The 26,964-nt window shown below is 54.9% G+C and carries 25 protein-coding genes, 1 tRNA gene and 1 pseudogene; 8 read left to right on the plus strand and 19 right to left on the minus strand.

Annotated features, from left to right (window positions below):
• The 19 genes and pseudogenes from ACQRD3_RS06625 to ACQRD3_RS06715 form a co-directional block, all read right to left on the minus strand.
• Positions 1-340, minus strand: a pseudogene (locus ACQRD3_RS06625) (hypothetical protein); the annotation flags it as partial.
• On the minus strand, positions 337-642 hold the full coding sequence (locus tag ACQRD3_RS06630) for a PrgI family mobile element protein (RefSeq protein ID WP_321067702.1): 306 nt from the start codon (positions 640-642) through the stop codon (positions 337-339). The pseudogene ACQRD3_RS06625 and the gene ACQRD3_RS06630, both read right to left, overlap by 4 nt.
• Complete coding sequence (locus tag ACQRD3_RS06635; RefSeq protein WP_321067701.1) at positions 632-904, minus strand: helix-turn-helix transcriptional regulator; 273 nt, start codon at positions 902-904, stop codon at positions 632-634. The genes ACQRD3_RS06630 and ACQRD3_RS06635 overlap by 11 nt, the downstream gene beginning before the upstream one ends.
• Entirely contained in the window at positions 904-2,256 is a 1,353-nt protein-coding gene (locus ACQRD3_RS06640) for a hypothetical protein (RefSeq protein ID WP_321067700.1), read from the minus strand. The genes ACQRD3_RS06635 and ACQRD3_RS06640 overlap by 1 nt, the downstream gene beginning before the upstream one ends.
• Positions 2,253-4,451 (minus strand): conjugal transfer protein TrbL family protein, encoded by a 2,199-nt coding sequence (locus tag ACQRD3_RS06645; RefSeq protein ID WP_427780550.1) that lies wholly within the window; start codon positions 4,449-4,451, stop codon positions 2,253-2,255. The genes ACQRD3_RS06640 and ACQRD3_RS06645 overlap by 4 nt, the downstream gene beginning before the upstream one ends.
• 36 nt (positions 4,452-4,487) lie before the next feature.
• Positions 4,488-4,829, minus strand: coding sequence for a hypothetical protein (locus ACQRD3_RS06650; RefSeq protein WP_321067698.1), 342 nt, complete (start codon positions 4,827-4,829; stop codon positions 4,488-4,490).
• 89 nt (positions 4,830-4,918) lie between these two features.
• Entirely contained in the window at positions 4,919-5,548 is a 630-nt protein-coding gene (locus ACQRD3_RS06655; protein ID WP_321067697.1) for an HD-GYP domain-containing protein, read from the minus strand.
• Positions 5,549-5,641: 93 nt separating this feature from the next.
• Positions 5,642-10,819 (minus strand): SpaA isopeptide-forming pilin-related protein, encoded by a 5,178-nt coding sequence (locus ACQRD3_RS06660; protein ID WP_427780552.1) that lies wholly within the window; start codon positions 10,817-10,819, stop codon positions 5,642-5,644.
• A 125-nt stretch (positions 10,820-10,944) separates the two neighbouring features.
• Positions 10,945-12,126 (minus strand): S-layer homology domain-containing protein, encoded by a 1,182-nt coding sequence (locus tag ACQRD3_RS06665; RefSeq protein ID WP_321067695.1) that lies wholly within the window; start codon positions 12,124-12,126, stop codon positions 10,945-10,947.
• A gap of 4 nt (positions 12,127-12,130) precedes the next feature.
• Positions 12,131-12,328 carry a hypothetical protein gene (locus ACQRD3_RS06670; RefSeq protein ID WP_321067694.1) on the minus strand — a complete coding sequence of 66 codons (198 nt, stop codon included), beginning with the start codon at positions 12,326-12,328 and terminating at the stop codon, positions 12,131-12,133.
• Positions 12,329-12,467: 139 nt separating this feature from the next.
• Positions 12,468-13,235, minus strand: a complete 768-nt coding sequence (locus ACQRD3_RS06675) for a sortase (RefSeq protein ID WP_321067693.1) — start codon at positions 13,233-13,235, stop codon at positions 12,468-12,470.
• A 23-nt stretch (positions 13,236-13,258) separates the two neighbouring features.
• Complete coding sequence (locus tag ACQRD3_RS06680; RefSeq protein ID WP_321067692.1) at positions 13,259-14,194, minus strand: hypothetical protein; 936 nt, start codon at positions 14,192-14,194, stop codon at positions 13,259-13,261.
• Between the two features lie 79 nt (positions 14,195-14,273).
• Complete coding sequence (locus ACQRD3_RS06685) at positions 14,274-14,672, minus strand: type II toxin-antitoxin system RelE/ParE family toxin (RefSeq protein WP_427780556.1); 399 nt, start codon at positions 14,670-14,672, stop codon at positions 14,274-14,276.
• A gap of 2 nt (positions 14,673-14,674) precedes the next feature.
• The gene (locus ACQRD3_RS06690; protein WP_321067690.1) at positions 14,675-15,085 is read right to left on the minus strand and encodes a hypothetical protein; all 411 of its coding nucleotides are present in this window, start codon (positions 15,083-15,085) and stop codon (positions 14,675-14,677) included.
• A gap of 125 nt (positions 15,086-15,210) precedes the next feature.
• The gene (locus ACQRD3_RS06695; protein ID WP_321067689.1) at positions 15,211-16,101 is read right to left on the minus strand and encodes a BRO family protein; all 891 of its coding nucleotides are present in this window, start codon (positions 16,099-16,101) and stop codon (positions 15,211-15,213) included.
• Positions 16,102-16,186: 85 nt separating this feature from the next.
• Complete coding sequence (locus tag ACQRD3_RS06700) at positions 16,187-17,221, minus strand: ParB/RepB/Spo0J family partition protein (protein WP_427780558.1); 1,035 nt, start codon at positions 17,219-17,221, stop codon at positions 16,187-16,189.
• Positions 17,214-18,044, minus strand: a complete 831-nt coding sequence (locus tag ACQRD3_RS06705) for a ParA family protein (RefSeq protein WP_321067687.1) — start codon at positions 18,042-18,044, stop codon at positions 17,214-17,216. The genes ACQRD3_RS06700 and ACQRD3_RS06705 overlap by 8 nt, the downstream gene beginning before the upstream one ends.
• Positions 18,017-18,574 carry a hypothetical protein gene (locus ACQRD3_RS06710; RefSeq protein WP_321067686.1) on the minus strand — a complete coding sequence of 186 codons (558 nt, stop codon included), beginning with the start codon at positions 18,572-18,574 and terminating at the stop codon, positions 18,017-18,019. Before ACQRD3_RS06710 ends, ACQRD3_RS06705 begins: the two co-directional genes overlap by 28 nt.
• A gap of 2 nt (positions 18,575-18,576) precedes the next feature.
• A complete protein-coding gene (locus ACQRD3_RS06715; RefSeq protein WP_321067685.1) occupies positions 18,577-18,813 on the minus strand; it encodes a DNA-binding protein in 237 nt (78 codons plus the stop codon).
• A gap of 424 nt (positions 18,814-19,237) precedes the next feature.
• Here ACQRD3_RS06715 and ACQRD3_RS06720 point away from each other — a divergent pair, with 424 nt between their 5' ends.
• The 8 genes from ACQRD3_RS06720 to glgA all read left to right on the plus strand — a co-directional run bounded on the left by ACQRD3_RS06720 (position 19,238) and on the right by glgA (position 26,829).
• Positions 19,238-19,612: a metal-dependent transcriptional regulator gene (locus ACQRD3_RS06720; protein WP_080906628.1), complete on the plus strand. Its 375-nt coding sequence runs from the start codon at positions 19,238-19,240 to the stop codon at positions 19,610-19,612.
• A 78-nt stretch (positions 19,613-19,690) separates the two neighbouring features.
• Positions 19,691-19,777: transfer RNA gene (locus ACQRD3_RS06725), tRNA-Leu, on the plus strand.
• 80 nt (positions 19,778-19,857) lie between these two features.
• Positions 19,858-20,358: a transcription elongation factor GreA gene (locus ACQRD3_RS06730; protein WP_080906626.1), complete on the plus strand. Its 501-nt coding sequence runs from the start codon at positions 19,858-19,860 to the stop codon at positions 20,356-20,358.
• Positions 20,359-20,436: 78 nt separating this feature from the next.
• The gene (locus tag ACQRD3_RS06735) at positions 20,437-20,778 is read left to right on the plus strand and encodes a hypothetical protein (protein ID WP_427780561.1); all 342 of its coding nucleotides are present in this window, start codon (positions 20,437-20,439) and stop codon (positions 20,776-20,778) included.
• A gap of 252 nt (positions 20,779-21,030) precedes the next feature.
• Positions 21,031-22,983, plus strand: a complete 1,953-nt coding sequence (gene glgB, locus ACQRD3_RS06740; protein ID WP_427780562.1) for a 1,4-alpha-glucan branching protein GlgB — start codon at positions 21,031-21,033, stop codon at positions 22,981-22,983.
• A 33-nt stretch (positions 22,984-23,016) separates the two neighbouring features.
• Positions 23,017-24,222, plus strand: a complete 1,206-nt coding sequence (locus ACQRD3_RS06745; protein ID WP_080906623.1) for a glucose-1-phosphate adenylyltransferase — start codon at positions 23,017-23,019, stop codon at positions 24,220-24,222.
• A complete protein-coding gene (glgD, locus tag ACQRD3_RS06750; protein ID WP_427780565.1) occupies positions 24,219-25,334 on the plus strand; it encodes a glucose-1-phosphate adenylyltransferase subunit GlgD in 1,116 nt (371 codons plus the stop codon). The genes ACQRD3_RS06745 and glgD overlap by 4 nt, the downstream gene beginning before the upstream one ends.
• A gap of 58 nt (positions 25,335-25,392) precedes the next feature.
• Entirely contained in the window at positions 25,393-26,829 is a 1,437-nt protein-coding gene (gene glgA / locus ACQRD3_RS06755) for a glycogen synthase GlgA (protein WP_080906620.1), read from the plus strand.
• Positions 26,830-26,964 lie beyond the last annotated feature (135 nt).

The raw sequence follows: 26,964 nt of genomic DNA on the forward strand, positions 1-26,964 counted from the left end.
GGCACGCTTCGTTGTCCTCATTTTCAGCATAACAGTGCATCTGCTCTACATACGCCTGCGTATCCGCAGGAAGCGTTCGGGCTACCATTTGAAGATCGTTTGGTGCGATTTTCAGGTATGCCGCAAAGGAAGATATGATGTTCTGGCGGTCGCTGGCCGATTTCAGATAGATGTTGACAGGCAGCACCTCCAGGATCTTTACAAAGCGGTTATCCTTGGTGATGACCACTCCACCGATGATATTTTTGATGGGGAGCCATGCCTGTATGCTGTCACGGTAAGCACCACCGCTGTCCCCAGACTGAACTCCACCGCCAAATAGCAGTTCTTTCAGGTTCATTTCCTGACCTCCCCTCGATATAAAATGATCCTGCGTCCCCGACGCCACTTCCACCAGCTGCCAAGCCAGCGGGTCATGCTATCGTCATTGATGCCGATCAATCCGAAGCCGCCGATAGGAACTATGATGGTCAGCGTCACAATAATTTTTATCGTCAGTGTAAACGGCAAAAAAGCGATGCAAAGATATAAAGCCGGGATTGTCAGGACAACAGTTTCCACCAAATTCCGAAGCTCGAACAGACCCATGATACGGCCGGCATCGGTGAAATTGGTGGGAATATGGTAGACTTCATAATTCATCTGCTTCTACCTCCAGTGGTTGCAAAAGATTTCCTTTGTGAGCTTCATACTCCAGTTCCAGCTGTTCCAGCGCAGCTTTCCGGGCTACTATAAGAGCCCGGAAAGCACAATCAAACGCTTGCTCGTTTCGCGGTGTGCTGCGATATCTACCGAGTTCAAGCTGGCTGATGTATTGACCGCTGAAACCGCTGTAGTGATGAAGTTCCTTCAGCGAAATATGGTGCCTCCGGCGCAGTATGCGAAGTTGTGTTGTCGTGACCATTATTCCACCTCCAGATAGTTGATGTAAGGCAGCTTGCACCACCCTTGCCAGCCACGACCGGCCAATTCGGTTTTTACGACACCCTTTCTGGTGCCCATGGCTTCAATGACGTAGCCGTTTCCAATGTAGACACCAACGTGTCCTTTTTTCCAGAGCATCAGTCCTACAACCTCCGGCATGGTATCCAGCGAGCCGTAGTCCGCATTTAAGACGCCGGCATCCTTGGCCGCCTGATACATCTGGTTTGCACCATAATCAGGCATTCCGTTTTTCGCATAATCAATCGTCATGTTGGATGTGTCCAGCCAGCCATAGCCTTTCACAAGACCCACGCAGTCTGCCGTGCGCCGGCCCAGCCAGTTCTCCTCAATGAAATCAGCATAGTCGCCAACGCCATCGGGGTACTGCTCTTTCTTATACTCAAACAGGGACTCTGTAAGGACATTCCCATAGGTCCCCCATACATACCCCCAGTTATTTTCCCACGCTTGGATGGCATAGGCGGCGAGATCATGGTTGTTTTTGCTTTCGGGGTCAATAAAGTCGGAAATGTCGATCTCATTGTCATATTCCGTGCCGTACTGGACATTGCCGGAATAAGAGCCATCACCACTGTAATCAGGCTGGTAGGCATTGTAATAGGATGCGTATTTATTGATGGCATCGCTCTCCTCAAGGGTTTCAAAGAGAGCACCGGCCCAGAGCTTGGCATCTTCATCGAAGCCCAATTGATCCATCAGATCATCCGGGTCCAGGCGTTTGACTGTAATTTCCAGAGTTGTCACTGTTCCGTCTCCACCAATGCCGAGAGACGGAAAATATGAGATGTTGGACTTGCAGAACTCCCGAATATCGGTGGCGGTCATGGCGTCAAGATCCTGTCGGTAGGCAGCAGAGTTGATGGCAATGATCCAGAGTAGATCTTCCTCGTTCATAGAATTGTCTACAACGATACGGTCAATGGCTGTTCCATCTTCCTCGTACTCTGCCACAATACTGGTTACTACGGAGTCGATCTGAGTCTTTTCAAAATCCTCAAGGCTCATGTAGACCCCGCCGATGGTCATGGCTTGCTCCGTCATTCGGATTACCGTATCGGTATCCGAGGAATTGTACCCGAAAAAGATGTTAGGCAGAGCCGTGAAGATCACCATTGGGATCACGATGACAGTGATCAAGACGCCAATCAGAATTTTGATAAGAAAAGGCAGGGCTTCCTTGGCTGCGGCAACAGCGGCGCCGTATGCACCGGACACCGCTGCTGCCTGAATAATACGGTAAGCCGCCTTCGCAGCACGTACGAGATTTGCCGCAGTCTGCGTACCAGAACGGGAATTGTTGTTCTCGCTCATGTTTTCTTACCCCGCTGTTTCCTTGTGGGCTGCGAGGCAGAGGATGTATCCGCATGTCCCTTTACCGCTGCCTTGGTGTTGGACACAGCCTTTTTCCCGCCCTGTGAGCCGGTTGCGGAAGGAACAGAGGCAGTGCTTCGCGCCGTTTGACGCGCCTGCGTTGTTTGGTGGCCTCCCGTCGCAGTTCCTGCTGGGCCGGGGTGCAGCCCGGGAGCGCTGCTCTTCACCGTAGGCATGGAGCTGGCAGAGGCTGGACGCGGTTCCTGCCGAGTCGGGCTATGCTGCCTTGCCTCTGTCGGTGCTGCGGTACTTGCGGAAGCAAAATTCCTGCCGGGCCGTGGTTCTTTTACGGCTTGCTGGGCAGACGCCGTGGGCGGCTTTCCTGCCGGGCCGTGCTGGGTGCCTTCCGTGTGAACCGTAGTCTGACGTGTAACGGAAGCACCCGCCTGTGATACCGGAGCAGCCTTGGGTACACTCTGAGCCGGTCGCTGAGAGAACCGGGTATCCGCAGGTCGGGCCTGGGTCTGCTGTCCTCCTGCTGCAACTGGAGCGGAAGGTGCGCCCTTGACGCCGGCCGATGGGGTTTGCGTGGAGACAGAGGTTGTATTCTGAGCTGTTTGTCCCACGGTGATTCCGGTTCGTTCTGCAGCTTGTGTCGTGCCGGTGACCGGCCCACCCTGTACCTTCTGCGTATTCACCTGAGTCATGCGGGAGGGTGAAGGTGCTGCCGGTGTTCCTGCCGCACCGTGCTGCACTGCCGCGGATGCCGGTTGAACCGGAGATGCAGCGCCGTTTCTGATTTGAGAGGCTGCGGCTGCACCTGCCATTCCAGCCACTCCAGCCGCCGCTACCGCTCTTCCTGCCGCGCCGGGTCTGCCTGCAACAGACTGAGCACCGACGGGCGGCGTTGACGACGCGGATTTCACATGAGTGGGAGAGCGCCGGGTACCGGGAGGGACGGAACTCTTTCTGCTCTGTGCTCCCGGGCGAGCTGTCTGTCCCACTTGGGAGCCGCCCTGATACATAGAGGATGTGGTATGTTCCTGCGTGGTTGACTGCTGGCTGCCTGCTTGTGTGGTGCTGCTCTGGTAGGCAGTACCCTGGTGCGTGGCAGTCTGCTGAGAACCGCTTTGCTGAGAAGTGTTCTGCTGCGTTGTGGTCTGCTGGGATGTACTTTGCTGTGCGTAGCTGACCGATCCAGCACCGCCGCTGCGTCCACCCACAGGACCGCCCATACGGGGGCCGCCCGAACCACCAGGAGGCGTGCCGGGAGATTTGCCCCTGCCAACACCACCTGTGCCTTTGCCAGACGAGCCTGCGTTTTTACCCACAGCCTTTGTGATCTGAGAGGCTGCGGTGCGCATGACCATGTAAGTCAGCGCACCGGGGAACACTCTGCCGAGAGAGTCGCCGGTGATGGCAGGATTCAAGCCAATGCGGGTCACGATGGCGTCTGCCTTCCGTGCGACCTTTACGATCGTCAGGATCAGCACCATCCAGGGCAGAACGTCCAGACCGCTCGGCACAGTAGAGAGAACAGACAAAAGCATTTTGAAAAAGATCACGTTGGTCACCATCAGCAGGCACATACTGCCAAACATCCGGCACCAGCCTGTAAATATTTCTGACGTGCTTTTGCTCCCGCCCATGGAAAAGGCCAACGGCGCCGTAATGGTCAGCATGGCGAGGATCACATACCTCTCCGCGATCTCCAGCAGCAGCTTGAAAACCTTGAACATGATGATAACGCCAAATATGATGACCAGCAGCCACGCCGCCGTCAGGGAACCGAATACACTTTCGTCCACCAGCTGCACGTTGACTGCATTGGGTATCTGCAGCAAGTCAATAATCCTTGAGGTCATGCTCAGGCCAATGTCGCAAATCTGCGGGCTTGCCAGCAGCAAAAACGAAAAAACGAAGGTGCGGGTAAAAAGCAGCTTGGGATCTTCGCCCTCGAAGCCGAGGCCGGACGCCATGCTTTTCAGTGCTTGAAAAACCAGGTTGCCGATCAGCAGCGCCCAGCCCACAGCCATAAGCACCTGCATGATATCGTCGATGACAGGTACGTGGGTCTTTAGGTAGGCAAAATCCATGCTCATGATGTCCAGCAGGGCGGACGAAAAATATTGCCAGCATTCCAGAGTCAGGCCGTAGGCCCACTCCATAAAGCCTTGAAAAATCAGCTCAAGCAATGTGGACACCTCCTTTGAGCCGGAGTGCTGTCCGCATTACGGGGTCAGCGTTGCAAGGCCGCTGAACAAGGGTGCAACATAGGCAATGAATGCGCCGATACCGTTGATGATGGCCCAGGCGATCCAGATGCGCTTGAGCCAGTCCCAAGCCTGATCGACCTTGTGCTGGTTATTGGAGAGCTTTGCGCCAACTACAGCCACGGCAGACATCAAACCGGCCAACACCGTGCTGATACCTGCAATCTTGCTGTAAACATCCACGATGATGTTGTTGGCAACCGTCCACATATCATCTACTGCAAGGGCGGGAACAGCCAGTACCGCAACAAGCAGCATAAGCGTAAGACAAGAAACATAAAGCCGGTATAACTTTTTCATGGGAACCTCCTCCAGGCTGCAGGAAGAGGCTGAGCATAACTCAGCCTCTTCAAGAATGTGTGGATATTTCATAGATGGTCTTACTTCGGTCATTGCGGGGCATCCACCAGCTTCATAGAGAGCATCCAGAACTCCTCCAGAAGCGGCGCAAAGGCATCGAACAGATCCGGGTCGAATGCGCCGCACTCTTCCTTTTCGATCATCTTCACTGCTTCCGCCGGGTCAATGGCCTTACGGTAACTGCGATCACTACGCAGGGCATCGTACACATCAGCGAGACTTACGATCTGCACATAGGTCGGGATCTCTCCGCCGCAAAGCCCCATGGGATACCCGCGTCCGTTGATGCGTTCGTGATGGCAGAAGCATATTGTTTGCGCATACCCCGTGATGTTCTCGCCCCTGAGTTCAGGAATAATCAATTCAACGCACAGAGCCCCAAGGACGGTGTGTTCCTGCATTTCCTCAATCTCCGAATCGGTCAGCTTATCCTCCTTGTTAACCAGTCGCGGAGGCATCACCGTTTTGCCAATGTCATGCAGTACCGCTGCATCGGCGATATCAGGAATGTCGCTCCACAGATCCGGCTCCAGAATACCGATTGACCATGCGTGGCAGAGCATGATTTGAACGAAGTCTCGAAAATGGATGCCATGGGTCAATTTACGTCCTTTAGGGCAGCGCTTGACAAGGATATTGTGCATATGAGATTTCTCCATGATGGTTCCTCCTTCATAAGAAATGCCCGCGCAGAATACTCGTAGGTATTCTGCGCAGGCTGTAGTCAGTTGTTATTGGTTTGGGTGGTTATATCAATAGCCGGTCTTGGGAAGTGTGGGAGTATTGCCATAACGCTGAACAATGGTGACCCAGCTTGCATTCGCCGTCTGCCAGGTCCCCTGATATTTGCCGCCCACATCGGCTCGGTTGACCATCTGATAGCCGTTGACAGCATTACCGTTGACCATGACGCTCAGGGTAGGATTGGCCACGCTCTGGAAGCCGACAGGAACCTTACCGAAGTCAAAGTAGACATCGGTAATGACTTCGCCCGCCTGCATGGGGATGGCGTTCAGCGCAAAGGAATAGTTATTGCTGGTGAGCAGGTTGGATGCCAGCACCTGATAGTTGGCCGTGTAGTTGGTCTTATACAGGATGCGGTAATTCAGCCGTGCGCTGTAGGTGCCGGTGGTGAGGGTAGTCGCCCGAGCAACATCGGTGGGGATACGGTCATGCCAGAAGAAACTCTCCAGATCCACATTGGAGGTGTTGGCAACGGTGATGTCGTATCGCATCTGATTTCCGGCCAGCACCGCAGTGTTGCCGCGCTTTGTGATGGAAACGCCCAGTTCAGCCGTCTTATCATAGGCGGAGAGCTTAATGATCTGACCGGCATACTCCAGAGTTACATCAAACACCTCGGAGGATACCTGCCAATAGGCGGGCGCGGAAACCTCACGAATCTGATAGCGGGTCAGAGACAAGGGCTTACTGGCAGCTACGCCGCGGGCATCGGTGGTAATGTAGTCTACAACTTTGCCGCTGCGGGCATTGATGATCTCATAGACAGCGCCCTGCAAGGGGGTGCCGGGTGCGGTGCCGGTGATCGCATTGTACTCAGCAGCATATTTGTAAATCTGGATCTGACCGGTGATGGGCTCGTTCTCCCACTCGATTTCGGTGGTCGCGCCAGCCTTTACATAGACAGTCTTGAGCTGCTTATCCACATTGTAGCCTTCGTTTTCCAGTTCACGAATGTAGTAGCGGCCCGATTCCGTCAGGTCGGTGATATACACCCAGCCGTCCTGGTCGGATTCATACTGGCCGATGGGGTTCTTGTTGCTGTCATAGAGCAAGAAGGTAACGCCATAGATGCCCTCGCCGGTGGTGCTGTCGATCTTATGGATCAGGATTCCGGACAGGCTCTTGTTTTCGACAGTAATCGTGGTGGTCTTTCCGTCCTTCACCTCAAAGTAATGGGGTGTATCATCCAGCTTGAAGCCCTCCGCACTCTTGGTTTCTACGGCATAATAGTGACCGTCTTCCAGAGACAGGAAGGCACGGCCATTCTTGTCGGTGGTCACAGTATCCACAAGACCATCATCCGCACGTCGAATCTTAAAGGTCACATTGGGGATGCGCTCGGTCCTCTTGTCAGCGTTGACTTTGATGATCTCCACTCCACCAACAGGATCGTTATAGAAATACAAGCTTTGCGTGTCATTGGTATTTACAACCACTGTCTGGCTGCGGGTCTCCTCGTGGATGGTATAACCTGGGATAGTCTGCACCTCAGTTACCACAATGGAGCCGGTGATATCGGCAATCTTGATCTGGCCGTTGGCATCGGTCCAGTACAAACCGTTAGAGGATAGCTGGCCGCCATCGGCGTCAACCACACGGCCATCAGCATAGGTGATCTTGAACTGAACGCCCTCCAGAGGCTCCTTGGTCACAGAATCCAGCTTGTTGATGATGAGATTTCCCTTGGGTTGGTTCCGGAACTCCAGTGTCACGGTCTGACCCGCCTTGATGAGTGCTGTCTGAGGCGTATCGTCCAGAATGTAGGTATTGTCCTTCGTGCGGGTTTCCTTCACCACCAGAGTCGTGCCGGGGTTGATGCCCTCAATCAGGAAGGTTCCTGCGCTGTCGGTGGTGAATTTGCCGTTGGCGTTGCCAACTACGGTGCCGGCAGAGGTAGTGACGAAGAACTCTACGTCGGATAGAGGTTCCTTGGTCACGCTGTCGATCTTCTTGACCAGCAGGGCGCCCTTGGGAGAGTTGCCGAAGTAAAGCTCGACCACATCCTGCTTCTTGCCGCTGATGTAGGCGGTCTGGGGCGCAGTGTCGATAACGTGACCGCTATCGCTGGCCAGTTCCTCGACGATATAAGTACCTTCCTTGAGGCCGGTCACGGTGAAACTGCCGTTGGCGGAAGTCTTATAGGTGCCAATGACCGTGCCGCCGGTGCCGGAGGTGCCGGTCAGGTATTTTACCTGGAATACCGCATTTTTGACGGCCTCGCCGGTGACAGAATCAAATTTGTAGACCACTAAAGCACTCAGAGGAGTGTTCTCAAAGGTTACGGACTTGCTTTCACCGGCCTTGATAAAAATCTCTTGTGTCGCAGGTTCCTTGATGGAATACCCCGGGATCGACTCAAGTTCGGTGATTTTATACCAGCCGTCTTTCAGGTTGGAAATCTTGAACTGACCGTTTTCATCGGAATAGAAATAGCCCAGATCATTGATTTCTCCGCTTTCGGTTTCATTGCTGGCATAGGTCACCTGGAACTTCGCACCCTTCAGCGGATCTCCGGTGACAGAGCAAATCTTGTTGACAGTCAGGCTGGGTTTCTGATGGTTTTCAAAGAACACCGTATGGTCACGGTTGGGATAAAGGGTCACCAGCTGGCTGGGAGCGTCCAACAGATAAGGAGAAGGCACCGACTTCTCGGCGATCTCATACACACCGGGCAGCAGATTCTTCAGCTCAGCTCGGCCGTCAGTCCCGGTACGGATCTCATCTACACTGTGACCGTCAGCGGCGCGGACAATGAAAACAGTATCAGGGATAGGCTCTCCGGTATCGGCATCGTGCTTGTAAACATAGAGGTTGGGGCGAATCTGATTTTCGATGACCAAAGTGCTGGTTTTGCCGGGGAACAGCTCAACATGGTACTCCCGCAGGTCGATGATATGGTCAGATACCGTTGCAGTCTCCTGCACGGAATACACGCCGGGCTCCAGATCGCTGACCAGAATCTCACCGTTTTTGTTGGTAGTGCGGTCGAGGTAATGTGTCCCGTCCTCGATCTTGGCGATGCGGAAGGTGACACCCTCCAGGGGGGAACCATCGGAGCTGAGCTTGATCAGCTGCAGGGAGGGCTTAATGCTGTTGGTGAAAACGAACTGGGCGTCCTCATTGGGGTCAAGCTGGATGATGCGCTGAGCTTCGTCAATGACATATCCGGGGCAGGATTTCTCCGTCACCACATAAGCTCCGGCAGGCAGCTTGCTCAGGTCGATCTCGCCGTTTTCGTCGGTGCGGAATTCCTCGGGGCCGTAGTCGCCGGCGACGGATTTGATTTCAAACAGGACATTGGGAATGACCTTGGAGGGATCGGCACTGTCTACCTTCACCAGATGCAGGCCTGGCTTGACATCGTTGAAGAACATCAGCTCCTTGATGCCGTCGCCTGCTTCCAGTTCTACCTCCTGGGGCGTAGTGTCAAGGATGTAACCGTCATTTCCGGTATCCACCTCGACCGCGCGGTAGGTGCCGGGCTCCACATTGGTCAGCAGGATCTCACCAAATTCATCGGTGCGGAAAGTGCCGAGAGACACGCCATCCCGCCACACCTCAAAGGTGACGTCCGGCATGGCGACCATATTCTTGCGGTCATACTTAATGATACGCAAACCAGGCAGTTCCTCGTTGACCAGGTGGAAGGTGGTCGTTTCGCCGGCCACCACACTGGTGGTATAGATAGTATCATTCAGCAGCCAGCCAGAAGGTGCTGTGGTCTCCTGAATTCGGTAGGCGCCAAGCCGGATTTCATTGAACATGGCCACACCCGCGCTGTTGGTTTCTGCCGCGTAGGTCTTTCCGGTTTCGATATGCTGGATGCTTACCATGGCACCCGGCAGGTTCATACCGGTGTTGGAGGTCTTTTCGATGCGTAGATTGCCGTAAGGTTCATTTTCAAAAACGACCTCGGCAACCTTGCCATAGACGACCTGAACATTCTGCGCGGGTTCCTCGCTGAGCATATAATAATCCGGTGCAACCCGTTCATACACGGTGTAATTTCCGGTGAGGGTCAGGGGGATACGGATCTTACCGGAGGAGTTGGTGGTAAAGGTGCCGACGGTAGCACCGTCAGGACCAACCACCTCAAACATGGCGCCACTCAAGGGGATGGTCGTACCAGCCTCATATTTGACGATTTGAAGACCGGTGTCCATCTCTTCCTCGGGCTCGTCACCATAGTAGCTGTAGGCGGACAACTCCATGGCACGGGTAGGGTCAGTGTCAACCATGTAATTTTGAATCTTTCCATACTTGTCTACCTCTACCACGGAGGCGTAGAAGATAGCATACTGGTAAACATCCAGGTCAAAGGACAGCTGAACGCTGCCGGTCTGGCCCGCAACGCTGTCAGCAGGATAGAGCACCTTGAACTGGGTGGAATAGCCCTCGCCCGTGGCACTGGTAGTCAGTGTGGTCACATCGTTGTTGTTCATGTCCACGATGCGGGTACCGGATGGGACGCTGGCAGGGTCTGTGAACGCCACGTTCACCTTATAATCACACACCCAGGTTTTGGACGTGACGGTGAAGATCTGCTGCTTGTACTGACGGCCATTGACGGTCACTTCATAGGCGACATCACGGTCGGGTGTGCAGCTTACATTGGGAGACAGGTTCTCCGTCCATGCAGTTCCGCGACGATAGATGTCCTTAGCCGCGGCGAGGATCTTCTGGGCGCGCTGCAGCTCTACGCCGGTCAGATTGGGATTGACCTTCAGGTTGTTGATATCCCAATTGGACAAGAGATAGCACCAAAGAGCCATCTTAGTGGCGTAATAGGCATGGTACTTATTTTCAAGGCCCAGCTCACTCAGTCCACGGTTGGGATAGCCGTTGGCGATGATGCCGGTGACCTTGGGATCAGCCGCTTTTTCGTCGGCCAGATATTGAATGCTTTCTCCGATGCCCACTGTTTGGGGAACACCTTTATCATTGGGGTTCACGCAGTAGGCGGGGATTTCTTTGACGGCTCCCGACGGGGTGACACGGTTATAGTAGGTATAGATCTGCTCACGGATGCGTCCGTTGATGGACAGATAGGACATCTTTACGCCGCCGTTATAGATGTCGATCTCACCCAGCGCTTCTTCTTCGCTGCTTGCAGCAAAAGCGGTGGTAGAGAGCATACCGAAAAGCATGATGACGGCTAAAAACGCTGACAATAAACGCTTTTTCATAGGCTTACCTCCATAAAATCAGGGAGAACGCCCTCTAATCAGAAAGGCATCCTCCCTCGGGTTAATATGAACTTGTGGGGGATGAAAAAAGGAAGACAGCACAATCAGATGTGCTGTCTCCCTTTTCAGCTTACATGGTGGACCATATACTCGGTGCGCTGGAAGATGCCGTCTTTATAGACATCCCACGCTTCGAGGGAATGGGTTCCACACGGGTTGGAGTTGAATGGATTGACGATCTCGCTGTCACGCCAGGGCCAAAAGCTTTCGGTCTGCACATCATCGCTGATCGTAAGGTTAATACGGACTTTGGGATTGCCACTGGGGTGCAGGGCGGGCTTGCCGTTCTGCCATGTTTCGGAGTTGCTGCCAATAGCGTTATACAGGGTATAGAGCATCCGCCGGGTCTCATAAAGATTGCGGATAAACATATATTCGCCGCTTTCCAGTTTGAAGTGCCTGACTTCTGCATCTGGCAGCTCCGGCTGGGGCAGCAGGCTCCAGTCACAGGTGGGCTCAGGCAGTTCCGGCAGAGGGCCGCTGGCGAACATATTCTTGTCATAACGGCTGACATCGGTAATGGTATAATTGGTGCCGTCATCGCAGCGAATCACATCGCCGACCTGGGGCACATACCGGGAGCCATCAGAGGGGACATTGATAGAGCCATCTGCATTCCGAGTCAACGAACCGGATTCGGTATTCTCCGGTTCCTTAGACTCCGCGATTTCAGGCACCACTTCAATATCATAACCCATCTTCGCCATAGTGCGGTAGATCAGTACAGCCATATTGCCGCGGGAGATCTTTGTTCCTGCGAGAGCATCTGCAGGAGCCAGTCCCAATGCAACAGCTGTCTGGCAGGCGGTTGTGTAGCTCCATTCCATGTCAACATCGCCCAGGCACCGCAGCATAACGGTGCAGGCCGCAGCAGGAGTGACCGGGTCATTGGAGCCATACAGGCCATTTCCATAGCCGGCAATCAGATGATTGGCGGCGCAATAGCCTACATAAACCTTTGCCCAATCCGGAACATCAGTAAACTTGCACTGGTTGCGGTAATAGGTGCTGTCTGCTTCAATGTGCTCAGGATTTGCAACGATGCGGGTAAGCAAGGTTGCCATTTGTGCACGGGTCAATCCTTGATCCGGCATCATATCACCGTTGGTGCCCCCGACCATGATACCCGCCTCGCGCAGATAGTTTGCGGCAGTCTCCTGTTCTGAACTGAAACTTGCAGCAAAAGCATTGCCGGTCAGCGACAGCAGGAGTACGGTCAAGATTAAAAAGGCTCGAATTCGTTTCATGATATCACGCTCCCTTCCTATAAAAAACAGTGGTTACGCTGGCTGTCATGCGTCGGGTATCCTCATCATAGACACAACGGTCAAACTCATAAATACCCATCTGCTCAGCCTGTTCTGCCAGTTCCGCAGGAAGGTCAACGGTGATGTCCATTTTGATTCTTACTTCATCGTCCTTCCTTTTTGACTTGAATTTCTGTACCAATCTGATACTTCCTTTAGGATTTATATTCTCCGGAGTGATTTGAGAATAATACAGAAATCGGCCGTTGTCAAAGGATTATTTGAAATGCGTGCGCCACACTTTCTTCACATTGCGAAACCGCTGCGGCGCAAGGGTTTCATCAGTCTGTCTCAACAGCCTGCACGCAAACTCTTTTGCTGGGCTGGTTGGCGAGACAAGTGGTGATGGTGATGCGGTTATCGGCCGTTGCCTGCAGATAACTCCAGTCGGAACTGGAGATAGTTTTCACCAAAACGACCTTGTAGGTACGAGTGCCGTAGATGGTGGTATAGGTGATGGTATCGCCAATCTCCAGATCCTTGATATCACCGATCACATACTTGGCTCCCCGGTTATGGCCGCAGACGCCGACATTTCCATCCCATGCGGAAGTAGTACTGTAGTGACCGAGACCCTTTGCCATACTGGCATTGCTTTCACCCTCCCAGACCTTCATGTTGATGTCCAGCGAAGGAATTTTCAATGTGCCAATGCTGCCATCCTTGCGCTCCATATCCTCGGCGCTGGTGTAGGCAGGCTCACGATAGACTGGAGTAATTGTAGTCCCACCGGAAATAACTGGGGTACTGTAGCTCCCAGCATCAATGCCATAGCCGCCAGTCCCGGTAGATACATTTACAAACTGCTGCAGACCGGGCAGATGGACTTTTTCCATCGCACCGGTCTGCGTAGTGCTGAAGCTTCCGTAGGGCAGTTCAGGAATCTGGTAATCCACAAGATTGGTGCCGCCGTAGTTGTACGATGAGCCGTAGACGTCTCCATAGGAAGTGGAGGGATAATACTCGGTATCCGATTTGGACTCAAAGGTGTACTCCGCGGCAAAGGCACTGACCGACAGCGATAACACCGTCACGATCATCAGCGCCATACAAATCAGTCGCCTCATGTGTTTCATTGATGCAAAGCCTCCTGTTCATCTTCAGATTCTTCTTCCAGCTCATTTTCCTCTTCAAGGCGCTTAGCCTCTTTACGGTTGCGCATAAGCAGAATGCCGCAGGCTGCAGCTGCGATCAAGCCGCCGCCAGCGAGAAGGAAAGGCCAGTTGGAGGTGAAAAAGCCACCGATATTGCTAATCATATCGGCAGCGCCATCAGCCCCAGCAGGCTTCGGAACAGCTTCATCACCAAGGTAGGTCAGAACGTAGGTAATGCTTTCGATTCCCTCATGGGTAATATCGCCAATATACTCTGCCGTAGTGATGTACCCAGTCGCAGCATTGTAGGATGCCTTGGAAGAATAGGTGGCAATAGCCTGATAGGACGATGGCATCAGGGTTTCACCCACAACATCCGTACCGGTGACCTGCCACTCTACATTTGCAAGATTCAATGTCCTTCCATCTTTTACAGTAGTGGCAGGGACATAGGACATATCGTTGCGGTCAAGTTGGCCGATGACCTTAGTTTCCGTCACGGTATAGCTCTTGGTGGTATACCCGGCGGCCTCAGTTACGATGCTGGTATGGTCCAGAGCAAGAGTGCCTTTGAAAACGCCATCGTCGTATTCGATGGTGGGCTCCAGATTTTCAAGAATCACGGACAGGTCTTTCTTGGCCGTTTCAACGGTGATGGTCTCCGTATGCTTCTTGGTTTCCTCTACCGGGTTTTCAGTTTTTACGATGTTAGCGAAGGTGTAGAGAAAACCCTCCAGTTCAAAAGGTTCCTCGATGAGAGTCGATGGGTCTTGGTCGGGCGGAATGGTGTAGGTCTTGATGGCCTGCTGGCTGCCATTTAAATTCTGAACCACAGTATCCGTGGGCACCTCCAAAGCAAAGGCATTTACGGACATGGCAAGAGTTAGCAGCACACAAAGTATAGCTTTTTTCATGGTTTGTTGGGGCCTCCTTCTCAATTTTTTCCTGCGGATTGGTTTTCCGCAGCGCTCGGGATGGTGCGGGGTGTTTGATTCACGATGCCTTTTCCTCCTCCTTGACTTTATATTCTACTGCGCGCTCTGGGTGCTCCCGCAGCGCGTCGAGTATTCTGATTGCCTGCTCCAGGGCCTGCATTGTGTCACGCTTCTGGCGTTTGATGAAGCCATGCAGAAGCAGAATATCCCCATTTGGGCAAAGACAAAAAATAATGCGGATCAGAATCTTACTCTTTACACGTAGTTCACACAGGTCCCGATACCGCTCCAGCGAGAAACGTTTAAAATGGGGTTCCTTTAATTCCGGCTTGTGCGATTGGGACAGGTGGTACAGCCGAATAATGATCTTCTCCCGCAGCCGCGGGTCAAGGCCGTCGATGAAATCAGGGACCGGCGCTGTTTTATCCGCAGGCTGGTAAATCAAAATTCCTTTCATGGTTAGGGCACCTCCTCTGAATCGCATAACCGTTCCAAGTGCTGGATATAATGGTCTGAAAATGCCCCGGCAAGGTCTGGGTTACCGCTGATCCACCAGATGGGATTGGGCAAGGCTTGTCCCAAAGCATCATACTGTAGACAAATCAGCAAAAACCTCTGCCTGGCGTCTGCCGTTTTGGCCGCAGAAAAAAGTTGTCCCAGATCATCTCTTACCATGGAATAATCCTGATAAAAGTCACACAGCTCATCGAAGAGCTGACCGGCATACACCTTGCTCAAAGCCTGTAGAGTTGTATTGTTCGTATGTCCCTCTGCATCAAACAAACCCATTCGACGCAGCCGTTCATCGGCGCCATCATCAAAGGGATTTTGTGTGCGCCGTTCTTTCCCTCTTTTCTTCATTTCTTTCATGTACGTCACCTTCCTAATGGCATAAAAAAGCCCGGCACCGCAAATGCGGTGCCAAGCCTCGTTATCAATATAATTTCATTTAAAGGCAAGAAGCCGTTCAACATTTTCCTGACGTCAGGAAAACGTTATTTATCGTGCTTTTCTTCATCCTCGACCACCTGAGCCGATGTCTCGATCATCTCCGCAACAACTGCATTCAACTGGGCAGCATTTTTCTCCGTAATGACCGGCTTGCCTGTGCGTTCTTCCAACGCCTTTCGTGCAACTCCGGCAACCTCGCCACCCTGACGAGCTACATCCATGCTGGCAGAAAAGCCCTCCGGCTTTGCCTCTCTGGAAATGTCCCGGGTAGATGCTTCGGCCAGCATGGTCAGCACCAACTCGGTATCGCTCATGTTGTCCCGTAGATTTTCCTTTTTTAAGCCCTTCAGATTTTTGTACTGCCGGGTACTCATGCCGGACCAGGTGCGCGTGATTTCATCGGTCAGGATAGCATATTCCTTTCCCTTTTCTACTCCACGCTTTTGCCACTCCTCGGTCAACTCATTACGGATACGGATAGATAGTAAGCGCTGATGTACCCAATCGGGGTCGTAGCCTTTCTTCAGATAAGTTTCCAAGGCACGGTCAATGGCCTGTTCCGGGTCGATGGTTTCTTCAATACGCTCTCGGCCGACCTGGGCCAGCCACGCCTTCATAGGCTCCGCCTTGCGGGAAGGAATAGATTGGATGATGCGCAAAAGCTGTTCTATGGTAGCAACATCTGTTTTGCGCTTTTTTCCGTCTGCCGCAGTCATCTTCAACTGCTTACAATTTGTAAGCAGTTGATCTGCACCTTCATCCTTGAGTCTTTTTTTCACAACAGCCCAGTATGTGCTGGCACCGCGCGAAGTAGTTTGATCTGTCAGTGCGCCCACCACATCTACCACTGAGAAATACCACTCTTCCTTTTCTTCATCCCAGGCCGTGCGGATAGGCTGATTTTCAAACAGCTGAATTTTGTCCTGTTCGCTCATAATAACCCTCTATTTCACTTGATGACACGACTTTCCTGATGTCGGAAAAGCCGAAACTTTCTTGTTTTGTTGTATTTATTATACTTTACCCAATCCTGTTCTGCAAGAACTCCAGAAACAGCTCTTCCAATTCAGCATCACTGCCGAGTTTTTCTAAGTATGGAGCAAATCGCTTTCTATCGAACTTGATTTCTTTGGGTGGGGCCATGCGGCGCCTGTCTTCGTTTGCCCGCGCTTCCCGCCATGCAGCATTCACCGCTTGTCGATCGGCACAGGGCGGAGGACATTTCTGCACGATATAGTTCACAGTGGCGATATTCAGCTGATACCCCTCAATGGTACACATATCTGTAAATGCCTGCTGGGAACTGGCATCGTACTCCGCAATCTTTTCAGCGCAGGACAACGGCAACAGCCTCGGTTGCTCCTCCAATAGCTCCTGAAGAGCTGGGATGAGCTGCGTCATTTTGATGGCCTTGCGGATTTCATACTCTGTAACACCAAAAAACTCTGCAACGATTTTGCGAGCATTGTACCTTTGGCGAATTTCGCCAAAGGTATCGGCTTCATCGTCCATCTCTAACTTCTGGCGAATTTCGCCAGAAGTTAGGATGTCAGTCCGAAGTCCCTGTTTTCGCTGGACATCTAAAAGTGCCTTGTACGCTTGCCCTCGCTCAATAATCGTTAGATCCTGTCGGCGCAGCAGATTGGTTGCAATAGCGATAGTTGTGGCCCGTTCATCGTCAGCCTCCACGATTTCGGCCTCAATCTCAGACCACCCGTTCAGCTTTCCGGCGTTTGTTCGGTTATGTCCAGCCAGAATCTCATACTCATCCCGGAGGGGGATTGCCCGAACAATGATCCGCTCAAGCTGCCCTTCTGCTGCCATATGTTCGGCAAGGGCCTCCAACTTGGAAGCGGGATACGGTTTGAAACCTATATCCGTAGTGAAAAAGGGGTGTAACTTGCTAATTGGCAGCTTGCAGATCGTTGTCTTTGCTGTTTCAGTTGGCGTATGGAAAAGTGTTTCATAAGCCTCGTTTCCAACCTCAAGTTCGGATGCCTGCTGCGTAGCAAGCATCCTGTTCTTGAGCATGACACTCATGCCGCCTTTACTCAAGCTGCAACACCTCCTGTGCCAAGTGCCGGTACGATGCCGCGGCCGGATTTTTCGGACGATACACAAGGATACTTTGCCCTGCCGCTGGGGCCTCCGCCAATTTTATGGAATACTCGATGGGATGGGGAAATACGTTGATTTTCGCACCGTACACATCAACAACACTTTCCCGTATGCTCTCACAAAGCTGTGGCTTGGACTGATACATGGTTATGAGAATACCAGCGATTTTCAGCGTTGGGTTAAATTTGGCTTGTACGGATCGAACCAATTCCAACACCTCCGGGATACCCTCGCTCGCCAGAAAATGTGCCTGCACCGGGATGATGCAGTAATCCGCTGCGGCAAGTGCGTTGACCGTAAGCAGTTCAAACTTCAAGCCGCAATCTATGATAATGTAATCATATCTGGGACGAAGCAGATTTGTAATTATAGCCATGACCTTTTCACAGGATCTATCCGACTCGCCAACTGCATTATACTGAGAAAGCTGCATAACCTGAAGCCGGGCCGCCGCATCTGCAACGCGCTTATTGCAGGGGATAAGATCCATGCCGGAGTCTGTTTTGATGATCGTTCGGTCAATCTGCATTTCCAAATCTTCCGGATAATCGACAGCCGCAAGCAGCAGATGGTTCAATGTCCGTTTTTGCTCGGCTGGGGTATATCCCAGAGAAGCGGTCAGACTGCCCTGGGGATCGTTGTCGATAAGAAGGACCTTCTTGCTTGCTGCGGACAAAGCCGCTCCCAAGTTAAGGGCCGAGGTTGTCTTTCCAACACCACCTTTTGAGTTGGTTATACTGATAATCCAGTGCCCACGCATATATGTTCCTCCACCAATTTCACATGTTCCCATGACTTATACTTCTTTTCATGAAACTCCCGACTTGTAATCGCTTGAATGACAGCTTTCTTTGGATACATTCGTCCCTTTTGCGTCTGTATGGCAGGCAATTTCCACTTCGCAATCCATACTGAAATAGTCTGTCTATTATATCCCAATAGTTCTGAAATACGTCGAATGGAAAGTAGGTCCGGCTGCTTCATCCAAGCAAAGGATATGGATTTTCGCAAGTTTGCTGCATCCCTGCGATTGTACTCAGAAAGAGGCCCCTCGCATCGAACTTTGTTTAGGTGGCTACTTTCTGCAGCAAGCTGTCGCTTGGTTTTATTCAATATATAACGATCCACATCTTCTTGCGCTATCCAGTATCGTCTTGTTTTTCTATGTGTATCTATGGCAGGAACTGTACCATTTTGCATCAATTCAACAGCTTTTCTCTTGCTGACGTGTGCCTGTTTGCAAAACTGTTCCTTGCTGATATAATCACCTTGAGGCTTCAGTCTATCCATAGTCAGACCCTCACCTTTAGTCGATATCGCTGATATTCCTCGCTGCGCAAAAAATCAATGATTGACTTTTTGGAAATCCAGTAATGGGGCTTCACAAAAACAGCCGTAACCTTTTTCTGACGAATTAGCTGTCTCGCAAAGCAATCACCGATTCCACCCAACATAACACGGAATGTTTCTGTATCGACCATGTCAGGGTATGGAGAAAAGATTTCCTCGTAATATGCTTTCGACTTCATGTTTTACGACCTCCTGTAAGATTGCCATTAGCAGGGGATCGTGCGGCTTATCATAGTTTGTTCTTCCTGTTATAGGACCCAAGAAGTTCTCTCCTGTTCTTTGGGAGTTCTCTCCTTGGTTCTCTCCGACAAGGAAATTTTGCATTTTGTTTTCTCTGCGCAATCGGGCTCGAAAGTGTACGAAACCCTGAGTTTTCAATGGTTTGCGGCTGCGCAACGCCGTGGAAAGCTGCGGACGGAAGAATAGGCCAAACGATTTAGGTTCTCGTGGAGTGATCCGTAAGGGTTCGAGTCCCTTATCCCCTACCAGTCCAAACAGCCCCCTCCGGCCCGTTGTTCCCGCCCATGCGGGGAGACCGCAGGCCGGACAGGGTTGTTTTCATTCGGGGCAGGGGAGATATAAGTGGGACAGGAGGGCGCAGAGATGAAAATTCAGGAATCCGGCGAGGACTATCTGGAGGCCATTCTGGTCCTCCAGGAGAAAAAGGGGCAGGTCCACGCCATCGACATCGCCCACCACCTGGAGTTTTCCAAACCCAGCGTCAGCCGGGCCATGAAGCTGCTGCGGGAGGACGGAGATGTGACAGTGTCTCCCCAGGGGACCATCGAGCTCACCGGCAAAGGCCGGGAGATCGCCGAGCGCATCTACGAGCGCCATCAGCTGCTCACCCGCTGGCTCACCACGCTGGGCGTCAGCGCCGCCCAGGCCGCAGAGGACGCCTGCCGCATCGAACATGACATCAGCGCGGAAACATTTGCCCGTTTAAAGGAGCATATTGGTTCCGTCGAAAAAAAATGAAAAAATCCGGGGAAACCGGTTGACAAACCAGAGGGCGTATGATAACATATCTCTTGCGCTGAACAGCGCGGCCAAGACGCACGAGTGGTGGAATTGGTAGACTCGCTGGCTTCAGGTGCCAGTGTTCGCAAGGACGTGTGGGTTCGAGTCCCACCTCGTGCACCAAGCAGAAAGACACGCTTTGGCGTGTCTTTCTTTTTACCCTCCGGTCGGTCTCCGGAATCCAGGAAAGGACGGCGGCAGCCATGCACAACGAGTTGACCCAGAAGGACATCGAGCTGATGAAGCAGGAGTTGGACGAGCGGCGCATCCGCCTGCGGCCCAAACTGCTGGAGGCGGTGAAGGAGGCCCGGGGATTCGGTGATCTGAGCGAAAACTTCGAGTACAAAGCCGCCAAGCAGGAGAAAAACCGCAACGAGAGCCGCATCCGCTACCTGGAGAACATGATCCGCACCGCCGTGGTGGTAAAGGAAGGGACCGGAGACGGCGTCTCCCTCTATGACAAGGTCACGGTACTCCTCCCCGACGACGATGAGGCCGAGACTTACCAGATCGTCACCACCATGCGCCAGGATGCCCTGCATGGCCTCATCAGCCGGGAGTCACCGGTGGGAAAGGCGCTTCTGGGCAGACGGGAGGGGGAGCGCGTCCACATCCAGGTGGACGCAAACTGCGGCTACGACATGGTCATCCAGAAGATCGAAAAGGGCCAGGACGACAGCGCTATCCCCCTCAACAGGTTTTGATCTTCTCTCTTTTCTCCCGCCGCATTTCATGCTATACTAGGCACAGTTTTCCGCACCCTGCGAAAGGAGGCCCTACACATGGCTGAACTTTTTCTTCCCGTCCTCTCCCATTTTGAAAACCAGAATCCCTGGTCGGCCAGCGCGGGCCGCCTGCGCTACCGCATTCTCCCCACCGTGGCCGCCGCGCCGGAGGAGAGCGTCCTCACCGCCGAGGTCTGGGAGGGACCCTGGGCCTATGAATTTTCCCAGGTGGAAGAGGTCAGGACCTTTCCCCTCTCCCAGGAGGGCCTGGATATGCTGCCGGAATGGCTGGAGCAGTGGCATGTGGCCGTGGAATCCCGTCCCCGCCGCACACTCGCCGAGGATATTGCCCGGCGGGATGCCTTTCTGGCCGCTCACGCCGACGGAGGCAAAGCATGACAGCCCCCGCCGCCAATTTCATCACTTTTCCGGACCGGTAACACCCCCGCGCTGCGGAGGTGTTACCGGTCCGTTCTTTTTACACCCGCTCCCCCATTTTGCAGGATTCTTCCCTTGACCTTTTCCCGAAAAAGTTGTATAATTTATACAAATTAAGGCAGTTGTTTTTTTAATTTTGTGTATATTTTATAATTTTCCATCTGTGGAAAATTATGTTTTGTAAATAATTACCAATCCTTTGGAGGCTTACTTATGAGAGAGAGCAGTCAGTCCCGCCTGCCGGAGCCGCTGGAACGTTTTCTGCAGGGAAAAGAGACCCATCTCCAGGACTTTCTGGGCAGTCATCCGGTGACCCAGGGCGGCAAGGAGGGCTGCGTCTTCCGGGTCTGGGCCCCCCACGCCGAAGCGGTCTGCCTGATGGGGGACTTCAACGGCTGGGAGGAAAACACCCTGCCCCTCGCCCCCATCGGCGGCGGGGTGTGGGAGGGCTTCGTGCCCGGCCTGGAACGCTATGCCACCTATAAATACGCCATCCACACCTCCGACGGCCGCATCCTGGCCAAGTCGGACCCCTTCGCCTTCCACGCCGAGACCCGGCCGGGCAACGCCTCCAAGGTCTATGACCCGGCGGGTTACGGCTGGGGCGACCGAAAGTGGCTGGAGTGGAGGGCCAAGCACCCGGTGTACACCTCTCCCCTGAACATCTACGAGCTCCATCTGGGCTCCTGGCGGCGCACAGGAGAGGGAGCGTTCCTCAGCTATCGGGACACCGCCCGGTATCTGGTGCCCTATCTGAAGGAGATGGGCTACACGCACGTGGAGTTCCTCCCCGTCATGGAGCACCCGCTGGACGCCTCCTGGGGCTATCAGTGCACCGGCTACTTCGCTCCCACCAGCCGCTTCGGCACCCCCCACGACCTCATGTACCTCATCGATCAGCTCCACCAGGCCGGGATCGGGGTCATCCTGGACTGGGTGCCCGCCCACTTCCCCCGGGACGGCTTCGGCCTCTACCAGTTCGACGGCCAGCCCTGCTACGAGTACGCCGACCCCCGGAAGGGGGAGCATGCCGAGTGGGGCACCATGGTGTTCGACTTCGGGAAAAACGAGGTCCGCTCCTTCCTCACCTCCTCCGCCCTCTTCTGGCTGGAGCAGTACCACGCCGACGGTCTGCGGGTGGACGCGGTGGCCTCCATGCTGTATCTGGATTATAACCGGAAAAACGGGCAGTGGGTCCCCAACATCCAAGGAGGCCGCGAAAACCTGGAGGCGGTGAGCTTCCTCCAGGAACTCAACACAGCGGTCTTTGCCGCCTGCCCCGACGCGCTGATGATCGCCGAGGAGTCCACCGCCTGGCCCCTGGTCACCGCCCCGGTCACCGACGGCGGGCTGGGCTTCAATCTCAAGTGGAACATGGGCTGGATGAACGACACCCAGCACTATATGAAGCTCGACCCCTACTTCCGGCAGTACAACCACAAGGACATCACGTTCTCCCTCATGTACGCCTTCTCGGAGAACTTCCTCCTCCCCCTCTCCCACGACGAGGTGGTCCACATGAAGGGCTCCCTTCTGAGGAAAATGCCCGGGGAGGACGCGCTGAAATTTGCCGGCGTGCGGAGCTTCTACACCTATATGCTCACCCATCCCGGCAAGAAGCTGATGATGATGGGCAGCGAGTTCGGCCAGTGGAACGAGTGGCATTACGAGCAGTCCCTGGACTGGCACCTGCTGGATCAGCAGGACGCCGACGGGGAACGCCACCGCCGGCTGAAGGCCTTCTTCCAGGCCGCCAACGCCCTCTACCTCCGCTCCCCTCAGCTCTGGGAGGAGGATTTCGACTGGAAGGGTTTCCAGTGGCTGTGCCCCGACGACGCCAACGGCAACACTGTGGCCTTCCTCCGCCGGGACAAAAAGGGCGGATTTTTGGCGGTGCTGTGCAATTTTTCCCCCGTGTCCCATCCCGGCTACCGGCTGGGTGTGCCGGTGGCCGGGAAATACGCCGTGGTCCTCAACTCCGACGACCCCGCCTTCGGCGGCGGCGGTGGCGGGGACAAAGGCCTCATCTCCACCGAGAAGATCCCCTGCCACGGGCAGGAGCAGTCCATTACGGTGGATCTGCCCGCCATGAGCGCGGTGGTCTACCGCTGCGCCCGGAAAAATCCGGTTCGAAAATCCAAGGCAGCCAAGCACAGACAGGCCTGATTCCATTGCTTCCATCAACAATGAGGTGATATCATGAAAAAGGAATGTGTAGCCATGCTCCTGGCAGGCGGCCAGGGCAGCCGGCTGATGGCGCTGACCCGGAAGGTCGCCAAACCGGCCGTCCCCTTCGGGGGGAAGTACCGCATCATCGACTTTCCCCTGTCCAACTGTGTCAACTCCGGCATCGACACAGTGGGCGTTCTCACCCAGTATCAGCCCCTGGAGCTGAACGCGTACATCGGCAACGGCCAGCCCTGGGATCTGGACCGCTCCGACGGGGGCGTCCACATCCTGCCTCCCTATGTCCAGGAGGGGGACAAGGGCACCTGGTACAAGGGCACCGCCAACGCCATCTACCAGAACCTCAGCTTTCTGGAGCAGTACGATCCGGAATATGTGCTGATCCTCTCGGGCGACCACATCTATAAGATGGACTACTCCGAGATGCTCCTTCACCACAGGCAGACCAAGGCAGCCTGCACCATCTCCGTCATGGAAGTTCCCATGGCTGAGGCATCCCGCTTCGGCATCATGAATGTGGACGAGAACGACCGCATCTACGAGTTCGAGGAGAAGCCCAAAAAGCCCAGGAGCAACCTGGCCTCCATGGGCATCTATATCTTCACCTGGTCCAAGCTCCGCGAGTACCTCATTGCCGATGAAGCCGACGAAAAAAGCGCCAACGACTTCGGCAAGAACATCATCCCCGCCATGCTGGACGCCGGAGAAACCATGAGCGCCTACCGCTTCTCCGGCTACTGGAAGGACGTGGGCACCATCGACTCTCTCTGGGACGCCAACATGGATATGCTCTCGGCCGACGGGGGCTTCAATCTCTACGACCCGGACTGGCCCATCTACGCCCGGGCCGCCGCCCAGCCGCCCCACTTTACCGGAGCGAACGCCGAGATCACCCACTCCATCGTCACCAGCGGCTGCGGCATCTACGGCAAGGTGGAAAACTCCGTCCTCTTCCACTCGGTCACCGTGGAGGAGGGGGCCCAGGTCCGCTACTCCATTCTCATGCCGGGCACCGTGGTCAAGGCAGGCGCCGTGGTGGAGTACACCATCGTGGCCGAGCGCGGCTCCATCGGCGCGGGGGCCCATGTGGGCTCCGCCCCCACCGGGGGCGAGGACTGGGGCATCACCGTAGTGGCACAGGAAGTCCGGGTGGGCAGCGGGTCATTGGTCCCCGCCAAGGCCATGGTCACCCGGAACGTCAAGGGGGTGAAGATATGAACGATCTGCACGGCATCATTTTCGCCTACCGCCAGAATCCCGATCTCCGGGAGCTGGCCCAGCGGCGCAACACCTGCTCCATCCCCTACGGCGGCCGCTACCGTCTCGTGGACTTCGCCCTGTCCAACCTGGTGAACGCCGGGGTGAGCGATGTGGGGCTCATCGTACATACCTCCTACCAGTCTTTGCTGGATCACGTGGGTTCAGGCAAGGACTGGGATCTCTCCCGCAAGCACGGCGGCCTGCGCATCCTGCCCCCCTTCGGCTTTTCCGGCATGCACCAGAGCGGCCACTACCGGGGCCGGATGGATGCTTTGGCCGGGGTATACTCCTATCTCCAGAACATCCGGCAGGACCATGTGGTGCTCACCAGCGGCGATCTGGCCGCCAATCTGCCCATCGCCGAGGCCTTTGAGCAGCACCTTCAGAGCGGCGCGGACATCACCGCTCTCTGCACGCCGGTCAGTCAGGCCGACCCCCGTATGACCAACTACTTCACTCTGGACAGCGGCGGAGCGGTGACCGACATTCTGGTCAGTCCCCCCGTCCCCAAGGGTGACGCCTCTCTGGAGACCTACATTCTCTCCAAGGCCCTCCTCCTCAATTTAGTGGATCGGTGCGCCGCCCATGACATTCCCTCCTTCAGCCAGGGGGTGCTCCTGGCCGCCCGGGGCCGCCTGAAGCTCCGGGGCTACCGCTTCGACGGCTACGCCGCCCGCATCCAGTCGGTGGCGGACTACTTTCAGCGGAGCATGGAGCTGTTGGACCCCCAGGTCCGCGCCTCTCTCTTCCGCCCCGACCGGCCCATCAAGACCAAGGATCAGTCCAATCCCTCCACCTACTACGGACCCGAGGCCCGCTCGGCCAATTCCCTCATCTCCGACGGCTGCATCATCGAGGGCACCGTGGTCAACTCCATTCTCTCCCGGGGCGTCCGGGTGGAGAAGGGGGCCCGGGTGGAAAACTGTATCCTCATGCAGCGCACCTCCATCCAGTCCGACGCCGTGCTCCGCTACGCCATCACGGATAAAAACGTGCGGGTCTGCCCGGGCCGGATGCTGATGGGCCATGGCACCTATCCTTTGGTCATCGCCAAAAACGAGATCGTGTGATCCATCCCGCTCGGACGGGCAAGGAGGCCCCTCCCCCACTCAAGAAAGGAGTTGCTCTATGAACATTTTCTTTGCCGCCTCCGAGGTAGCGCCCTTCATCAAGACCGGCGGACTGGCCGATGTGGCCGGTTCTCTCCCCCAGGCCCTGGCCCGGCAGGGCCACGACGTGCGGGTCATTCTTCCCCTCTATGAGGGGATCGGCGAGGACTGGCGCAGCCAGATGACCTATCTCCAGTGCTTTCACATCCATCTGGCCTGGCGGACCCCCTACTGCGGGATATTTGAACTGAAAAAAGACGGCGTCACATATTATTTTGTGGACAACGAATACTACTTTAAGCGCCGGGACATCTACGGCCACTACGACGACGCCGAGCGCTTCGCCTTCTTCTGCCGGGCCGTGATCGAGTCCCCCGGCCACCTGGGCTTTTGTCCGGACGTGATCCACTGCAACGACTGGCAGACCGCGCTGGTGCCCATCTATCTGCTGGAAGAGCGGGGAAACGTGCCCGAGCTGGCCAACGCCAAAAGCGTGTTCACCATCCACAACATCGAGTATCAGGGCCGCTACGGCCGGGAGTTGCTCACCGACCTGTTCGGTCTGGCCGACGGGTACTTCCATGAGCACATGCTCTCCTACTACGGGGATGTGAATCTCATGAAGGGGGCCATCTACGCCGCCGACTACGTCACCACCGTCTCCCCCACCTACGCTGCCGAGCTGCGCTATTCCTTCTACGCCCACGGTCTGGAGGGGGTCATCGCCGACAACGCCCACAAGCTGCGGGGCATCCTCAACGGCATTGACACCGTCCGCTACGACCCCTGGCACGACAAGGGCCTGACCAAGCTCTACAACGACCGGCAGCTCCAGGGCAAAAAGGCCTGCAAGGCCGCCCTTCAGAGGATGGCCGGGCTGCGGGAGGCCCCCCATGTGCCCGTGGTGGCCTGCGTGTCCCGTCTGGTGCAGCACAAGGGCTTCGATCTGGTGGTGGACGCCCTGCACAGCATCATGGACATGGACGTGCAGATGGTGGTGCTGGGCACCGGGAGCTGGAACTACGAAGAGGCCTTCCGCAATGCGGCCAAACAGTACCCCGGCCGGTTCTCCGCCCAGATCATGTACTCCGACGCCTTCTCCACCGCCATCTACGGCGGTGCCGATCTGTTCCTCATGCCCTCCGTGGCCGAGCCCTGCGGGCTCTCCCAGATGATCGCCATGCGCTACGGCACGCTGCCGGTGGTGCGGGAGACCGGCGGGCTGAAGGACTCTGTCATCCCGTGGAACGCCGGGACGGGAGAGGGCACCGGCTTCACCTTCGCCAACATCGACAAAAACGACCTTCTGTGCGTGCTCCACCAGGCCGTCACGCTCTATCACGACGACCCAAAGGCCTGGCAGACGCTCCAGAAAAACGCCATGACCGCCGACTTCTCCTGGGACCGTTCCGCCGGAGATTACCGGGAGATCTACGGCTGGATCACGGGAAAATAGACAGCGGGAAAACGACGGCACCGGGGGAGACGGAGCGTGACCGCTCCGTCTCCCCCGGTTGATTCTCCCCAGGCATACATGATTGACAACCCAAAGACAATATGATATAGTGACGCCGTAATTGGAACTGGAAAC

Origin of the sequence: Candidatus Pseudoscillospira sp. SGI.172, from assembly GCF_050313575.1 — a bacterium.
Taxonomy (GTDB): domain Bacteria; phylum Bacillota; class Clostridia; order Oscillospirales; family Oscillospiraceae; genus Vermiculatibacterium.

What these genes read in the sequence shown, in the direction of transcription:
- ACQRD3_RS06720 (WP_080906628.1), top strand. Translation starts at nt 19,238, where the DNA reads ATGAAAATTCAGGAATCCGGCGAGGACTATCTGGAGGCCATTCTGGTC.
- ACQRD3_RS06635 (WP_321067701.1), bottom strand. Translation starts at nt 904, where the DNA reads ATGGTCACGACAACACAACTTCGCATACTGCGCCGGAGGCACCATATT.
- ACQRD3_RS06680 (WP_321067692.1), bottom strand. Translation starts at nt 14,194, where the DNA reads ATGAAAAAAGCTATACTTTGTGTGCTGCTAACTCTTGCCATGTCCGTA.
- ACQRD3_RS06640 (WP_321067700.1), bottom strand. Translation starts at nt 2,256, where the DNA reads ATGAGCGAGAACAACAATTCCCGTTCTGGTACGCAGACTGCGGCAAAT.
- glgB (WP_427780562.1), top strand. Translation starts at nt 21,031, where the DNA reads ATGAGAGAGAGCAGTCAGTCCCGCCTGCCGGAGCCGCTGGAACGTTTT.
- ACQRD3_RS06730 (WP_080906626.1), top strand. Translation starts at nt 19,858, where the DNA reads ATGCACAACGAGTTGACCCAGAAGGACATCGAGCTGATGAAGCAGGAG.
- ACQRD3_RS06690 (WP_321067690.1), bottom strand. Translation starts at nt 15,085, where the DNA reads ATGAAAGAAATGAAGAAAAGAGGGAAAGAACGGCGCACACAAAATCCC.
- ACQRD3_RS06695 (WP_321067689.1), bottom strand. Translation starts at nt 16,101, where the DNA reads ATGAGCGAACAGGACAAAATTCAGCTGTTTGAAAATCAGCCTATCCGC.
- ACQRD3_RS06655 (WP_321067697.1), bottom strand. Translation starts at nt 5,548, where the DNA reads ATGGAGAAATCTCATATGCACAATATCCTTGTCAAGCGCTGCCCTAAA.
- ACQRD3_RS06710 (WP_321067686.1), bottom strand. Translation starts at nt 18,574, where the DNA reads ATGGATAGACTGAAGCCTCAAGGTGATTATATCAGCAAGGAACAGTTT.
- ACQRD3_RS06675 (WP_321067693.1), bottom strand. Translation starts at nt 13,235, where the DNA reads ATGGCGCTGATGATCGTGACGGTGTTATCGCTGTCGGTCAGTGCCTTT.
- ACQRD3_RS06745 (WP_080906623.1), top strand. Translation starts at nt 23,017, where the DNA reads ATGAAAAAGGAATGTGTAGCCATGCTCCTGGCAGGCGGCCAGGGCAGC.
- glgA (WP_080906620.1), top strand. Translation starts at nt 25,393, where the DNA reads ATGAACATTTTCTTTGCCGCCTCCGAGGTAGCGCCCTTCATCAAGACC.
- glgD (WP_427780565.1), top strand. Translation starts at nt 24,219, where the DNA reads ATGAACGATCTGCACGGCATCATTTTCGCCTACCGCCAGAATCCCGAT.
- ACQRD3_RS06665 (WP_321067695.1), bottom strand. Translation starts at nt 12,126, where the DNA reads ATGAAACGAATTCGAGCCTTTTTAATCTTGACCGTACTCCTGCTGTCG.
- ACQRD3_RS06735 (WP_427780561.1), top strand. Translation starts at nt 20,437, where the DNA reads ATGGCTGAACTTTTTCTTCCCGTCCTCTCCCATTTTGAAAACCAGAAT.
- ACQRD3_RS06705 (WP_321067687.1), bottom strand. Translation starts at nt 18,044, where the DNA reads ATGCGTGGGCACTGGATTATCAGTATAACCAACTCAAAAGGTGGTGTT.
- ACQRD3_RS06660 (WP_427780552.1), bottom strand. Translation starts at nt 10,819, where the DNA reads ATGAAAAAGCGTTTATTGTCAGCGTTTTTAGCCGTCATCATGCTTTTC.
- ACQRD3_RS06650 (WP_321067698.1), bottom strand. Translation starts at nt 4,829, where the DNA reads ATGAAAAAGTTATACCGGCTTTATGTTTCTTGTCTTACGCTTATGCTG.
- ACQRD3_RS06715 (WP_321067685.1), bottom strand. Translation starts at nt 18,813, where the DNA reads ATGAAGTCGAAAGCATATTACGAGGAAATCTTTTCTCCATACCCTGAC.
- ACQRD3_RS06630 (WP_321067702.1), bottom strand. Translation starts at nt 642, where the DNA reads ATGAATTATGAAGTCTACCATATTCCCACCAATTTCACCGATGCCGGC.
- ACQRD3_RS06685 (WP_427780556.1), bottom strand. Translation starts at nt 14,672, where the DNA reads ATGAAAGGAATTTTGATTTACCAGCCTGCGGATAAAACAGCGCCGGTC.